Annotated in this window: 13 protein-coding genes; 7 read left to right on the top strand and 6 right to left on the bottom strand. The window is 67.3% G+C overall.

What is annotated here, in order from left to right; translation table 11 throughout:
- Window positions 1–34 precede the first annotated feature (34 nt).
- Both ASE43_RS15100 and ASE43_RS15095 read right to left on the bottom strand, forming a co-directional pair.
- A complete protein-coding gene (locus ASE43_RS15100) occupies window positions 35–2,503 on the bottom strand; it encodes a hypothetical protein (RefSeq protein WP_157499954.1) in 2,469 nt (822 codons plus the stop codon).
- Between the two features lie 216 nt (window positions 2,504–2,719).
- On the bottom strand, window positions 2,720–3,514 hold the full coding sequence (locus ASE43_RS15095) for an alpha/beta fold hydrolase (RefSeq protein WP_057161031.1): 795 nt from the start codon (window positions 3,512–3,514) through the stop codon (window positions 2,720–2,722).
- 146 nt (window positions 3,515–3,660) lie between these two features.
- Here ASE43_RS15095 and ASE43_RS15090 point away from each other — a divergent pair, with 146 nt between their 5' ends.
- From ASE43_RS15090 to ASE43_RS15070, 5 genes are all read left to right on the top strand, one after another.
- Window positions 3,661–4,620 carry a LysR family transcriptional regulator gene (locus ASE43_RS15090; RefSeq protein WP_057161030.1) on the top strand — a complete coding sequence of 320 codons (960 nt, stop codon included), beginning with the start codon at window positions 3,661–3,663 and terminating at the stop codon, window positions 4,618–4,620.
- Between the two features lie 202 nt (window positions 4,621–4,822).
- Window positions 4,823–5,152 carry a hypothetical protein gene (locus ASE43_RS15085; RefSeq protein ID WP_057161029.1) on the top strand — a complete coding sequence of 110 codons (330 nt, stop codon included), beginning with the start codon at window positions 4,823–4,825 and terminating at the stop codon, window positions 5,150–5,152.
- A 59-nt stretch (window positions 5,153–5,211) separates the two neighbouring features.
- Window positions 5,212–5,724, top strand: coding sequence for a DUF1697 domain-containing protein (locus tag ASE43_RS15080; RefSeq protein WP_057161028.1), 513 nt, complete (start codon window positions 5,212–5,214; stop codon window positions 5,722–5,724).
- A gap of 97 nt (window positions 5,725–5,821) precedes the next feature.
- A complete protein-coding gene (locus ASE43_RS15075; RefSeq protein WP_057161027.1) occupies window positions 5,822–6,655 on the top strand; it encodes an arylamine N-acetyltransferase in 834 nt (277 codons plus the stop codon).
- 230 nt (window positions 6,656–6,885) lie between these two features.
- Entirely contained in the window at window positions 6,886–7,464 is a 579-nt protein-coding gene (locus ASE43_RS15070; protein WP_057161026.1) for a dihydrofolate reductase family protein, read from the top strand.
- 25 nt (window positions 7,465–7,489) lie between these two features.
- Here ASE43_RS15070 and ASE43_RS15065 read toward each other — a convergent pair whose 3' ends face one another.
- The 4 genes from ASE43_RS15065 to ASE43_RS15050 all read right to left on the bottom strand — a co-directional run bounded on the left by ASE43_RS15065 (window position 7,490) and on the right by ASE43_RS15050 (window position 11,187).
- Window positions 7,490–8,374 carry a hypothetical protein gene (locus ASE43_RS15065; protein ID WP_057161025.1) on the bottom strand — a complete coding sequence of 295 codons (885 nt, stop codon included), beginning with the start codon at window positions 8,372–8,374 and terminating at the stop codon, window positions 7,490–7,492.
- Window positions 8,375–8,562: 188 nt separating this feature from the next.
- Complete coding sequence (locus tag ASE43_RS15060; RefSeq protein ID WP_057161024.1) at window positions 8,563–9,552, bottom strand: zinc ribbon domain-containing protein; 990 nt, start codon at window positions 9,550–9,552, stop codon at window positions 8,563–8,565.
- A gap of 204 nt (window positions 9,553–9,756) precedes the next feature.
- A complete protein-coding gene (locus ASE43_RS15055; RefSeq protein WP_056180851.1) occupies window positions 9,757–10,215 on the bottom strand; it encodes an RcnB family protein in 459 nt (152 codons plus the stop codon).
- 210 nt (window positions 10,216–10,425) lie between these two features.
- Window positions 10,426–11,187 (bottom strand): SDR family oxidoreductase, encoded by a 762-nt coding sequence (locus ASE43_RS15050; protein ID WP_057161023.1) that lies wholly within the window; start codon window positions 11,185–11,187, stop codon window positions 10,426–10,428.
- Window positions 11,188–11,307: 120 nt separating this feature from the next.
- Here ASE43_RS15050 and ASE43_RS15045 point away from each other — a divergent pair, with 120 nt between their 5' ends.
- Complete coding sequence (locus ASE43_RS15045; protein ID WP_057161022.1) at window positions 11,308–12,216, top strand: LysR family transcriptional regulator; 909 nt, start codon at window positions 11,308–11,310, stop codon at window positions 12,214–12,216.
- A 130-nt stretch (window positions 12,217–12,346) separates the two neighbouring features.
- Window positions 12,347–12,763, top strand: a complete 417-nt coding sequence (locus ASE43_RS15040) for a VOC family protein (RefSeq protein ID WP_056180839.1) — start codon at window positions 12,347–12,349, stop codon at window positions 12,761–12,763.
- Window positions 12,764–12,820 lie beyond the last annotated feature (57 nt).

Raw genomic sequence — 12,820 nt, 5'->3', positions numbered from 1 at the left:
GCGCCACTCCAGCAAGGGAGCGACGCAACGGCGCTCAAAACACCTTGTCCGGATCCTTGATATACGTCCCCGAAAACTCCAACCGGATATTCGCGATCGCCGTCTTCAGCTTGCCCAGGTCCAGCGTCTCGGTGTCGCCCGCTTCCACCTTCGGCGAGGACAGGATCCAATCGGTGTACAGCGTCGGCTCGGGATACGAGGTGCGGAATTCCTCGGCGATGGCGGCGCGTACGCGGATGCAGTCGAGGGCGGGATCGGTGGGGACGTTGGCCAGGTCGTAACGGAAGGTCAGGTTGACCGGCGCGCCGTGGAAGTGGAAGTCCTGGACCTGGCCGGCGACCAGCTTGCGGTCGTCGTAGGCGCCGCTGGTACGCACGGTGAATTCGATCTCGCCCTTGCTGGGGCGTTGCCCTTCGACCCATTCCACCCAGACGAAGATTTCACCGACGCGCACGCGGCTGACGCGGCCCCAGGTCGACAGCGGACCGCGGCTGGGGGTGAAGCGCAGTTCCACGCGCTGGCCGCCGAGCAAGGCCTCGCGTGCGCTGGCGGGCAAGGCGTACTTGTTGCGGGTGTAGGGCTGCGGTATTGGGCGGAAGCTGTCCAAGGCGCGCGCCTGCATCTTTTTCAGATCGGCGATGGCGACCAGATCGCCGGCCAGGTCGGCGATGCCGCGGTGGTTGTCGCGCGGCGGCAGGGGATCGCTCAGCGCCCAGTAGCGGTAAGCCGCGTCGAACTGGCCCAAGGCGACCAGCATCGAGCGCTGCACGGCGCGGTAGTTGCCCCACAGCACGATCATGGCCTGGCCGGACAACACCTCTTCCTTCTTCAGGCCCTCTATCTCGCGGGCGACGGCGTCGTACTGGCGACGCGCGATCTCCGACTGCAGCTTGGCGCGCGCGATTTCCTGCACCAGCGGCGGCAGCGCGGCCTGCGCGGTGGTCAGGGCGCGGCCGTAGATCACCAGGATCTTGAGTTCCTTCAGGTATTCCTCGGCGCCGCCGATGCCTTCCTTGATCGCCGGGGCCAGTTGGGTCTCGACTTCCACCCACAGCTGGTCCCAATAGGCGCCCGCGGACGGCGCGCCCTTGGCGTCGTCGGACAGGGATTCGCGGGTCAGCGCCGACAGGTCGTCGGCGAATTTCTTGGCGTTGTCGATCTTGTCGACCGCGGCGACGATGGCCAGGCACATGGTGACGACCTTCTCGATCGCCTTCCCGACCTTGACCAGGGTCTTCATGATCTCGGCCAGCTTGGCGGCGGTACTGGCCACGTCGGCGGCCGCCTTGGCGGCGCCGGCCGCGCCGGCGGCGTTGCCGCCGAACATCGAGGCCACGCCGGACACGAACGAGAACACCGCGCCGACGATCGCGAACGCGGCCTCGCGTTCCTTGGCGGCCTTCCAGTCGTCCATGCCGCGCTTGAACTCGGCTTCGGCGCGACGCACGTTGCCGCTTTGCGGTTCGATTGAGTCCTGCGCGCGTTTGACGTTGGCGGTGGCCAGGCGCAGGTTCTCGGCCAGCTGCTGGCTCACCAGCTTCTGGAACGAACCGGCATCGTCCTTTTCGCCCAACACCAGTTTGGCGGCCTTCTTGCGCGCGTCCAGGTCGTAGCTGCGATCGCTGAGGCGGGCGAAGGTGCCGGCGTAGGCCTGCAAGGCGGGCACGTGGTCCTTGGCGATCTCGCCGTAGAACGAGGCGCTCAGATACGGCACCTGTTCGGGATCGAAACGCACCGGGCGCAGCAGCTCCTGGGTGGAGCGACAGCCCAGCGACACGGTGTCCCAGCCGCTCTGGTTCGGCACCAGCGCCATCAGCCCCTCCATCCGCGACAGCAGCTCCAGTGCGAGCTCACCCTTGCCTTCCATGCCCAGCGCCTGCGCGGCGAACAGCATGCGGTCCAGCATCGCGCTGCAGGCCGGCAGCGGCAGCGCGGTCAGGTTGATCGCTTCTTCGGTGAACGGCAGCGGTTTGGTTTCGTCCAGGGGATAGGTGCTGACCACCACCTGCCGGGGCGTCAACGGACTGGGCAGGTCGCGCTTGCCGCGGACCTCGTGCTGGCCCCAGCTGGAGTCGTTCCACTTCATCCAGCGCTCCACGCTGATCTTCTGAGTCGCCGGGCTCAGGCTGCCCACGTAGAAGCCCAGACGGAAGGTGATCTCCCAGCCGCGTTTCTCCAGCAGCAGCTGCGCGCCGGCTTCCAGGCGCCGTGCCATCACCACGATGTGCTCGAACTCGCGACACAGGATCGGCGCGTCGGCCGCGTGCTGCGCGGTGATGGTGTCGGCGAAGATCAGAAGACGGTCTTCGTTGTCGCGCTCGCTCTTGACCGCGGCCACGCGACGCAGCGCGTCGTCCAGGCCCAGCCGCATGCCCACCACCAGCCACCAGTTGCCGGCGCGGCTGACCCGCACCAGCGGACCGGCGTGGTAGGGGTTGTCGATGATCGCGTCCCAGTCGGGTTCGTCCGCACCCACGGCGGGGTCGGTCAATAGCGTAGACATGCAGCCTCCAGTGATATCCGCAAGAAACATCCGTGTTGCGGCGGGGGAGGCCAGGCCACGAAGTTCTGAGACGTGGGCCGCAAGTGAGGCGAGTATAAGCGTCGGCGCGGCCGGCGCCAGGGCGACACCATCCGCACCGGGGACGATTCGAAGGTGTGTTGAGCGTCCGCTCGCCGCGATGGCGCCATGCACCGCGTACGAAAAAGCGCGATACGCTTAGCGCGCCAGAAACCCCAGCACCGCCGCCACGAACTCGTCGTGAAACTCCACGTTCGACAGATGCACGGCCGGGAGCGTCAGCAGCTTCGCACCCGGCACCGTCGCAGCGATCAGTTCGCCATGGCTGGCCGCGGTGACCGGGTCGTATTGGCCGGCGATCACCAGGGTGGGGTTGGGGATCACGGCGATCGGGCGGCGCAGGTCGGCGTCGCGCACGGCGGCGTAGGCGCCGGCCAGGCCTTGGCGGTCGGTGTTCAACAGCATCGTGCGGAACCGGTCGACGACGGGATCGTTCGCGTCGAGCAGGTGGCGCGGGAACCAGTTGGCCAGGAAGGTCTCGGCGGTGTCGCGCATGTCCGGTGCCTCCAGCACGGCGGCGATACGCTGGTCCCATTGCGGGGCCGGTCCCAGGTAAGACGAGGTGTTGGCCAGGATCAGCCGGTCGATGCGCTCCGGTGCGTGCACGCCCAGCCATTGGCCGACGTAGCCGCCCAGCGACAAGCCGAGGAAATGCGCGCGTTCGATTGCCAGCGCATCCATCAGTTCCAGCACGTCGCGGCCCAGGCGGTCCAGCGAGTAGGCGCCGACCGGGATGCCGGAACCGCCGTGGCCGCGCAGGTCGTAGCGCAGCACGCGGAAGCGCTGGGATAAGGCAGGCACTTCGGCGTCCCACATGTGCAAGGTGGTGCCGATGGAATTGGACAGCACCAGCACGGGCAGGGCGGGATCGCCGTCGTAGCGATAGGCGATGCGTGCGCCGTCGCCGGCGTCGAGGTATTCGGTGTGGCTCATGGTCTTGCTCTCCGGGTGGTGGCGACGGCGTAGCCGCGAACCGGACGGTTCACGAGGCGGCGGCGCTGGCCTTGGAGAGCAGGCTAGTTGCGTGGGTTTCGTCTTGATATTACAAAGTAAGCACAGTCTTTGTAAGAAAATCAGACATGGCCGAATTCACCCTGCGCGACCTGCAATGCTTCGACGCGGTGGTTCGCGCGGGCGGTTTCCAGGCCGCGGCGGCAGCGCTGCATCGCTCGCATCCGGCCGTGTTCGCGGCGGTCGCCAAGCTGGAGCGCCAGTTGGGCCTGAGCCTGCTGGACCGCAGCGGTTATCGCGTGCGCCCGACCGAGGCCGGGCTGTCTTTCCATCGGCGCGCGCAGGCGCTGCTGGGCGAGCTAGACGTCCTGCGCACGCACGCGGCGCAGTTGGCCATGGGCGAGGAGAGCGAGCTGCACGTGGTGATCGGCGACCTGTGCCCGCGTCCGCAGGCCCTGGGGCTGCTGGGGCGCTTCTTCGCGCAGTGCCCGGCCACGCGCCTGCATCTGCATTTCGAGGCGGTCACCGGCCCTTGGGAGCGCCTGTTCGATGGCGCGGCCGATCTGATCCTGCACCGCGTCGACAAGAGCGACCCGCGCCTGGAGTGGCTGGATCTGGGCAAGGTGCCGATGGTGCCGGTGGTCGGCGCCGGGATGCTGCCCGCGCCGCCCACGCGTGCGCTCACGCCCGAGCGCATGCGCGAGTACACCCAGTGCGTGATGCGCGATACCGCGCGTCATTCGCCCCCGCGCGATTACTTCGTGATCGAGGGCGCGCCGCAGTGCACGGTCGGCGATCAGTTGATGAAGAAGGAGATCATCTTGCAGAACCTGGGCTGGGGGCATATGCCGCGCTTCCTGATCGAGGAAGAGCTGCGCGACGGCCGTCTGCTGTCGATCGCCGGCCGGCATTTCCCGGGTCGGGTCGAGGAGTTGGTGGCGGCGCGGCGACGCGATCGTCCGCAGGGCCCGGTTGCGCAGCGGCTGTGGGCGTACTTGCAGGCGCAGGCGTCGGCGCTGCGCGGTGCGCTCGACGTGGCTGCGTCCAAAACCTCCGCCAAGCGGACGGTGAGGCGGCGTGGTGCCTAATCGCTGGGAGGGCGGCGTGTACACATTTTCTACGCCGATAGACATAGCTCCACCCATCCGCACTACCGTCCGGCAGAGATCGTTCCACATTTGGCGCTCGTGAATTTCAGCGGTGATCGCTAAATTTATGCGCAATACGTTGACGCTCGTTCGAAAGCCCGGAAGACTGCGCACACACTAGCGACTATCCGGAGCGTGTGCGATGGATTGGCAGACGGTGGTAATCGGTGTTCTGGTGCTGATCAATCTGATCGCCACCTTGGCTGCGATGCGCAGCGGGACGCTGTCGGGCGGGCAGCGGTTGATCCAAGTGGCTTTGATATGGCTGCTGCCCTTGATCGGCGCGGTGATCTGCCTGGCTTTCGTATCGACCGAAACGCGCGCAGTACGCGATTCGATGTCGTCGCACCAGGCGGACCTGCATGCCGCGGATGGCGGGGCGACGATAACGGGGAGCTACTCGGGCGATTGCTTTGGCGGCGGCGATGCCTGCGGCGGTGGCGACGGAGGAGGCGGTGGAGGCGGCGATTGAGGTTCGGTCGGACGCCGCGCTGGCCTTCCCGCGGGCGATCGTTCCCGTAAGCTTCGCGCATGCCTACCTACATCGCCCTGCTTCGCGCCGTGAACGTCGGCGGCACCGGAAAACTGCCCATGGCCGAGCTGCGCGAGATGTGCGCCGCGGCCGGATTTCAGGACGTGCGCACCTACATCGCCAGCGGCAATGTGGTGTTCCGCGCCGCCAAGCAAGCGGCCCAGGTCAAGCAGGCCTTGGAGGCGCGACTGGCCGAGTACGCGGGCAAGCCGGTCGGGGTGGTGGTGCGTACCGGGGCGGACCTGGCGCGGGTGCTGGCCGGCAATCCGTACGCGCACGCGGCATCCAACCGGGTGGTGGCGATCTTCCTCGACGATCCGCCACCGGCCGACGCGCTGGACGCGGTGCGGCACCGTCGCGACGAGCAAATCGCCTTGGGCGAGCGCGAGATCTATGTGCATTACGGCGACGGCATGGCCGATTCCAAGCTGGTGATCCCGGCCGCGCGCATTGGCACGGCGCGCAACATGAACACCGTCGCCAAGTTGATCGACATGGCAGGCGCGGACTGACGCTCGAATGCGGCGTGCCGATTGCGAATTCGTGCACTTGACCTCAAGCAGGGTTGAGGTCGTAGGGTGATCGCCTGACGAGAATCAGGCCCTGCCCATGTCGCAAGCATTGCAATATCTAGACCTTTACCTGCAACGCCTCGGCTACGACGCCCCGCCCGCACCCACGCTGGATACGCTGCGCGAATTGCAGCGTCGCCACACCGCCACGTTCGCGTTCGAGACGCTGGCGACGTTCCTGGGCGAGCCGGTGCCGATCGATCTGGCGTCCCTGCAGCGCAAGGTCCTGCACGAGGGCCGTGGCGGTTACTGCTACGAACTCAATCGCCTGTTCCTGGCCCTGTTGCAAGACCTGGGTTTCGTGGCACGCGGCCTGACCGCACGGGTGGTGATGGGCGGGCCGGAGGAGGCGCCGACGGCGCGCACCCATATGTTCGTGCTGGCGACGCTGGACGGCTTGGAGTACCTGGCCGACGTAGGCTTCGGCGGCATGGTGCCGACGGCGCCGCTGCGCCTGGATACGCAGGCGCCGCAGTCGACCCCGCACGAGGACTACCGCCTGGCGCGGATCGACGGCGGCTACGCGCTGCGAGCGAAGGTGGGCGAGGAGTGGCGCCCGATGTACGTCTTCGACCTGACACCCGCGCAGGAGGTCGACTACGTGGTGGGCAATTGGTACGTGTCCACGCATCCGGAGTCGCCGTTCCAAGGGCGCATGTTCGCCGCGCGCACCGGCGACGGCATCCGCAAGACCTTGAGCGACGGCAGCTACGCGGTCCATCGCCTGGGCCAACCCAGCCAGCGCCGCGAACTGGCGGACGCCGATGAGGTGATGGCGGTGCTGCGGGATGAGTTGGGAATCCGTATCGCCGACGCAGCGACCTTGCGCGCGGCGATCGTGAAGCGCCTGGCGGAGCGGGAAACATCCTGACCTGGAGTAGCGCGTCGTAGCTGAGGCGTCGCGGTCGCGACTTGCGGCGCTCCTACAGGAAGCGCTTGGCTGCACGGTGGGGAGCGGATCCCGCCGCGAGATCGCAATCCATGTACATCGAGCGCGACGCGCCTGACATGGGGCTACCGTTCGTCGGCGTTCGCGCGTGCGGTGTCGATCGCCGGCGCGCGAGTTCGACGCTCGGGTAACACCCCAACGGAGTTCGCATCATGCGCAAGATCATCGCGGCCCTGCAGATGTCGCTGGATGGACGCATCGAAGGCCCACAGGGCGAGCTGGATTGGGTGGACGCCTGGGACGACCGCTACGGCCTCACCGACCGCATCGACGCCTGTCTGCTTGGCGGCGGCATGTATCCGGGCTACGAAGGCTACTGGAGCGCGGTCCAGAACGACCCCGCCGGCGTGCTCGCCTTCAGCGGGCGCGCGCCGACACCGAACGAGGTGGAGTACGCTCGCTTCGCCGCGTCCACCGAACACATCGTGCTGTCGCGCACGCTGGGGCAGGCGACGTGGCCGCATACCCGCATCGTTCGCGATATCGCCGATATCCGCGCGCTCAAATCCCGGCCCGGCCGCGATCTTTATGCGGTCGGTGGCGCCAGCTTCGTTTCCAGCCTGATGAACGCCGACCTGGTCGATGAGCTGTGCCTGGTCGTAAGCCCGATCGTGCTGGGCCCGGGCAAGCCGCTGTTCGGTGGGGTGAGCGGCCGCCATCGTTTGCGGCTACTGGAAGCCCAGCCGATCGGCGACGACCTGCTGCGCCTGAGTTATGCGGTGACGTCGTAGCGTCGGCCATCCGATGGCGGCGTCGTCATTCCCCCACGGGCGGACAGATGGCGCAGTTGTAGTCGCTGTCCGCTCCGTCGCGATCCGGCGCCCGGGCGATGGTTCTGCGGATGTAAGCCTGGCGTTCGCGCATCAAGGCATCGCGCGGCGCGCCGTAGTCCACGGCCAGTTCGTACAGGGCGCTCGCGTTCTCCAAGGGGCCGCCGGCGAGGTTCAGGGTTGCCCAGTCGGACAGCAGGTTGGCGACCACGGCATCCGGTGCGGGCACGAACTGGGTGCGTTCGTGTAGCTGGTAGTTCAGCGCGGTTTCGAGCTCCCAGGGTTTGACCGGCTTGCCGTCGTTGCCGGCGGGCAGGGCGGTCGGAAGCGCAGGCACGGTCTTGGCTTCGAATCGGACACCGGCGATGGAGCGACGGTTGAGGTAGCCCGGCTCGCGCGCCGCGGCGATCTTGGCCTCGAGGATGCGCGCGTGCAGCCATTCGGTGCGCAGGTGCTCGTCGGCGTTGCGCTGGATGCCCAGGCGAATCCAGCGCAACGCGACGCGGTCCTGTCCCGCCAGTTCGAGCGCGGTGCCCAGGTTGGCGGCGGTTTCATGGTGGCCCGGGTATAGGCGCTCGACGGCGATGAAGTGGCGAACCGCCAAGGGATACTGCCCCTGGTAGATCAACAGCACGCCCAGGTTGGTCAGCGACTGGAAGCTGGGCTGCTTGCGCGCTTCGGCGATGGTCCGCTTCGCACGCTCCAGCGCGTGCTCGCGAACGGAACGCTCGCGCATCGACTGGGTCATGTCGTCGCCCAGGTACCACAGGGCCGCGAAGCGCCGGCCGTCGCGGTCGGTGCCGACTTCGTTGATGCAGGCGTGCGCGCTCGAAGCGAGCAGCAACAAGGCGGCTGCGAGCAGGACTTTCATCGGCGAGATTCCCCAGGGACGACGCGCAGGGTCGCGTATCGGGAGCATAAGGCGGCCAAGAGATCGTAGTTGCCACGGCTGTTTTCGTCGCTGGCCCAGACGCACGCCTGCATCGCCATGTGCCGATTCGCGAGGGGTATCGGCGAGCCAGGGCCGCCATAGCCTGCGCGGGAACTCGAATGCATCGCTTACATCGCCTTGAGCTTGTCCGTACTCGCCAATGCGTCGTCGATCATCTTGCGTTGGCGGCGGCTGATCTCCTCTTCCTGCGCGGCTTCGCGGTCGAAGTCGGCCAGCAGGCGGCGGTAGGTATCCAGGTCGCTCTGGCTGCGGAACAGCAGTTCCTTGCCGTCCAGCGAGATGCGGCCGAGGCGCGCATGTGCGAAAGCGAGCAGGGCCTGGGTCGCGGCGACCGCGCGGCGCTGGTTGGCGATCTGTTCGTCATCCAGGGTCACGCGTTGGCGCTTGGACTGCTCGTAGCCGGCGATGAACTGGGCGTTCCTTGCGACGCCGCCCGCCAGGGCGTAGACGCGGCGGTCGAGTTCGGCGGTGTCGGCCCGGGCGATGGCGTTGGAGGCCTCTACCAGAGTCAGGTAGCGACGCATGGTGGATTGGCCGCTCGCGATGCCTTGAGCGTCGACCAGGTTTTGCGGCGCCAGCACGGCGTCCAATTTCAGGGTGGCGACTTCGGCCTGCAATTGCGCCCGCGTATGCGCGTTGCGCTGCCCCATATCGCTAACGATCCGGTTCATGCCGCGCAGCAGCTCGGCGGTGTTGGTGGCGGGCGCCGGAAGAGCGGTGTCGCTGTTGGCGGCCGGCTGGGGTTGGGAACCGACGCGTGTGCGGCCGGCCTCGATGTCGTCGAGGCGCGCTTTTTCCGCCAGCAGCAGCTCGCGGCCGGTCTTGGCCAAGGCGTCGGCCTCCTGGCGTACGTCCGCGCGCCGGTCGATTTCGCTCAGCAGCGAGCTGCAGCGCCCCAACAGAGTCAGACAGCCCAATACGATCACCGCGCTGATCGCCACATTGCGCCAGGTGTGGTCGCCGGAATTGCGCGCGCGCGCGGCCGCCCGGCGTGGGTCCGGCATGAAGTTGGCGAGCATCGGCGCGCCGCAGGCCGGGCAGTTGCGCGCGCCGACGGCGGTTTCGGTCTTGCAGTTCTCACAGGCGTTGACGGTCATCGTGCCTCCCCCTAAGGCGTGATGAGCGATGCGCGCGTCGGCGCGCCTTTGCGAGCTTAGTAGCATCCGAGCGGATGCGCGTCCATATCCGGTCGAGGCCGGCGGCGGAGACTCGGGTCGACGGATGGGGGCCAAAAACGAAGAATCCCGCCGCAGCGGGATTCCTCGTGGGGCTGGCGAGCGGCGCGGGGCGCCGGTCGGGCCTCAATGATGCAGCAGCACGTCGGCGATGATGCCGGTGGCGACCGCGATCAGGATCATGCGGCCGTCGTCCATGCGCACCCAGCGGTGGCCGCGCGGCGGCGGTGCCAGGTGGTAACGCGGGTAGTCGTCGATGTAGTAGCGCGGCTGCATGTAGACCACGTCGATGCGCTGACCGCGGCGGTAATCCTTGTGCCAACCGTTGTGGCGGCCCGGCGGATGGTTGCGGCCGTCGTAGCTGTAGTAATAGCGGCTGTCGTAACGGTCGTAGCCGCGGCCACCGCGGTCGCGACGGTCGTAGCGATCGTCGTCGTCGCGGTCGTGCCTATCGTGACGGTCGTCGCGATCCTGGTGCTTGTCGTGACCGCGGCCATGGCCGTTGCCCTTGCCGCGGCCGTCGGCCATCGCCGGCGATGCGAGGACGGCCAGAGTGATCGCGGTGGCCAGCAATATGCGTTTCATGCGGATTCTCCCGGTGTTCGGATGGCGTTCGTTGCCATGCGTTGTAATCGCATTGGGGCGTCGATGCAGCTGCATCATGTGTCAAACGCGACCGGCGTCGAGAGTTGCGCGCATTCGTGTTTAAGGTTCCTTTAACCCTGTCCGGTACGTCGGCGCCTCCTGCGTCGACGTAACCGGTTACAGGGGCGGGATGGCTTAACCGCTCCCTACTTAAAGAAACATGCCGCCGGAGGCTTCGATGCGCTGCGCATTGATCCAGCGGTTGTCCGGCGACAGCAAGGAAGCGAACACGCCGCCGATGTCGTCCGGCTGACCGACCCGGCCCAGCGCGGTCTGCGCGGCGATGTAGGCGTTGATATCGGCGTTGTCGCGCACGGTGCCGCCGCCGAAGTCGGTTTCGATCGCGCCCGGCGCGATCACGTTGACGGCGATGCCGCGCGGGCCGAGTTCCTTGGCCAGGTACTTGGTCAGCACTTCGATCGCTCCCTTCATCGATGCGTAGGCGCCGTAGCCGGGCAGGGCGAAGCGGGTCAGGCCGGTGGAGACGTTGACGATGCGGCCGCCGTCGGCGATCAGCGGCAGCAGCGTCTGGGTGAGGAAGAACACGCCCTTGAAATGGATGTTCATCAGTTCGTCGAACTGCGCCTCGGTGGTTTCGGCCAGCGCGGCATACGTGCCGATTCCGGCGTTGTTGATGAGGTAGTCGAAGCGGTCGCGCTGCCAATGCGTGGCCAGGGCATCGCGGACCTGGGCGGCGAAGGCTTCGAAGCCGCGGCTGTCGCCGACGTCGAGCTGCAGGGCGATGGCGCGGCGGCCTTCGGCGCGGATCGCGGCGACGACGGCGTCGGCTTCGCCGCGGTTGCTGCGGTAGGTCAGGATCACGTCGCTGCCCTGGGCGGCGAGCTTGAGGGCGGCGTTGCGGCCGAGGCCGCGGCTGCCGCCGGTGATCAGGGCGATGGTGGAGGGGGTCATGGGGGGACTCCTGAGGGTGGGATGTGGACGCCACTCTATTGGCGCGACTTATGGCGATAAATCTGCATAATTCGATTTATCTGTTCGTCAAATACGAACAATTGCGCTGCCGGAGCCCCGATGAACCAGCTCGACGCCATGCAGGTCTTCGTCCGGGTCGCCGAGCTGGCCAGCTTCACCCGCGCCGCCGACAGCCTGGGCCTGCCCAAGGCCAGCGCCTCCACCGCGGTGCAGCAGCTGGAAAACCTGCTGGGCACGCGCCTGCTGCACCGGACCACGCGCAAGGTCCAGACCACCCAGGACGGGCAGGCTTTCTACGAACGCTGCAAGGACCTGTTGGCCGATGTGGACGAACTGCGGGGCATGTTTCAGCAGGCGCCGCAGGCGCTGCGCGGCCGCCTGCGCGTGGACATGCCCAGCGGCATGGCGCACGCGCTGGTGATCCCGCGGTTGCCGGAGTTCCTGGCCCTGCACCCGCAGTTGGAGCTGGAACTGAGCAGCGCCGACCGCCGCGTCGACCTGGTGCGCGAAGGCTTCGACTGCGTGGTCCGGATCGGTACCCTGGCCGACAGCAGCCTGATCGCGCGCCCCCTGGGCCAGTTCCGCGTGGCCAACTGCGCCAGCCCCGCCTACCTGCAGCGCTACGGCACGCCGCGACGCCTGCAGGATCTGGCCGGCCATCGCCTGGTCCACTACGCGGCCAGCCTGGGCGGACGGCCCGACGGCTGGGAGTACTGGGACGGCGCGGCCTACCGCAGCCTGCCCATGGCCGGCGTGCTCACCGTCAACAACGTCGAGGCCTACCGCACCGCCTGCCTGGTCGGCCTAGGCCTGATCCAGGCCCCGTTGATCGGGCTGGAGCCCTACCTGGCGCGCGGCGAACTGGTCGAAGTGCTGCCGGAACTGAGCGCCGAGCCCATGCCGGTGTCGCTGCTGTACGCCCACCGGCGCAATCTGCCCCAGCGCGCGCAGGTCTTCATGCAATGGATGGCCGAGCTGCTGCAGCCCTATCTGGACCCGCCGGGCTGACGCCGGGCCAGGCGAAAAATATTTCGCGGGCCGTGTCGATCACGCGCCCCTTGGTTCGTCGTCAAGTAGAGCAGGCCGGATCGATCCCGTACTGGGCCCGCCAACTACCCTCCACCCTCAAGGATTCGTCATGGCTACCAAGATCTTCGTCAACCTCCCCGTCCAGGACCTGGACCGTTCGGTCGCCTTCTACACCCAGCTGGGCTATTCGTTCAACGCCAAGTTCACCGACGAGAACGCCACCTGCATGATCGTCTCCGACGACATCTACGTGATGCTGCTGGTCAAGCCGTTCTTCCAGAGTTTCGTGAGCAAGCCGGTCGGCGACGCCAGCCAGAATGTGCTGGCCATCCTCAGCATCAATGCCGAAGACCGCGCCGGCGTCGACGCGCTGGTCGAAAAGGCGATCGCGGCCGGCGCCAAGTCGCCCGAGGCCAAGGATTACGGCTTCATGTACCAGCGCGGTTACGAAGATCCGGACGGCCACCAGTGGGAAGTGTTCTACATGGATCCGGACGCCGATCCGAGCGCTGCGCAGGCGGGCTGATTCGGTCCCTGCCTCGTTCGCGATCCTCCCCCGTGCGAGCGGGGGAGGTTCGTGCTC

It is taken from the genome of Lysobacter sp. Root983 (genome assembly GCF_001429345.1).
In the GTDB taxonomy this organism is placed as follows: Bacteria; Pseudomonadota; Gammaproteobacteria; order Xanthomonadales; family Xanthomonadaceae; genus Lysobacter.
The sequence above is the reverse complement of the archived record's forward strand: the minus strand, read 5'-3'. Positions and strand labels throughout refer to the sequence as shown.

Excerpts from the sequence above, each read along its gene's own strand:
- ASE43_RS15045 (WP_057161022.1), top strand. The coding sequence starts at position 11,308 with ATGAACCAGCTCGACGCCATGCAGGTCTTCGTCCGGGTCGCCGAGCTG.
- ASE43_RS15055 (WP_056180851.1), bottom strand. The coding sequence starts at position 10,215 with ATGAAACGCATATTGCTGGCCACCGCGATCACTCTGGCCGTCCTCGCA.
- ASE43_RS15040 (WP_056180839.1), top strand. The coding sequence starts at position 12,347 with ATGGCTACCAAGATCTTCGTCAACCTCCCCGTCCAGGACCTGGACCGT.
- ASE43_RS15100 (WP_157499954.1), bottom strand. The coding sequence starts at position 2,503 with ATGTCTACGCTATTGACCGACCCCGCCGTGGGTGCGGACGAACCCGAC.
- ASE43_RS15050 (WP_057161023.1), bottom strand. The coding sequence starts at position 11,187 with ATGACCCCCTCCACCATCGCCCTGATCACCGGCGGCAGCCGCGGCCTC.
- ASE43_RS15065 (WP_057161025.1), bottom strand. The coding sequence starts at position 8,374 with ATGAAAGTCCTGCTCGCAGCCGCCTTGTTGCTGCTCGCTTCGAGCGCG.
- ASE43_RS15095 (WP_057161031.1), bottom strand. The coding sequence starts at position 3,514 with ATGAGCCACACCGAATACCTCGACGCCGGCGACGGCGCACGCATCGCC.
- ASE43_RS15080 (WP_057161028.1), top strand. The coding sequence starts at position 5,212 with ATGCCTACCTACATCGCCCTGCTTCGCGCCGTGAACGTCGGCGGCACC.
- ASE43_RS15090 (WP_057161030.1), top strand. The coding sequence starts at position 3,661 with ATGGCCGAATTCACCCTGCGCGACCTGCAATGCTTCGACGCGGTGGTT.
- ASE43_RS15070 (WP_057161026.1), top strand. The coding sequence starts at position 6,886 with ATGCGCAAGATCATCGCGGCCCTGCAGATGTCGCTGGATGGACGCATC.
- ASE43_RS15060 (WP_057161024.1), bottom strand. The coding sequence starts at position 9,552 with ATGACCGTCAACGCCTGTGAGAACTGCAAGACCGAAACCGCCGTCGGC.
- ASE43_RS15075 (WP_057161027.1), top strand. The coding sequence starts at position 5,822 with ATGTCGCAAGCATTGCAATATCTAGACCTTTACCTGCAACGCCTCGGC.
- ASE43_RS15085 (WP_057161029.1), top strand. The coding sequence starts at position 4,823 with ATGGATTGGCAGACGGTGGTAATCGGTGTTCTGGTGCTGATCAATCTG.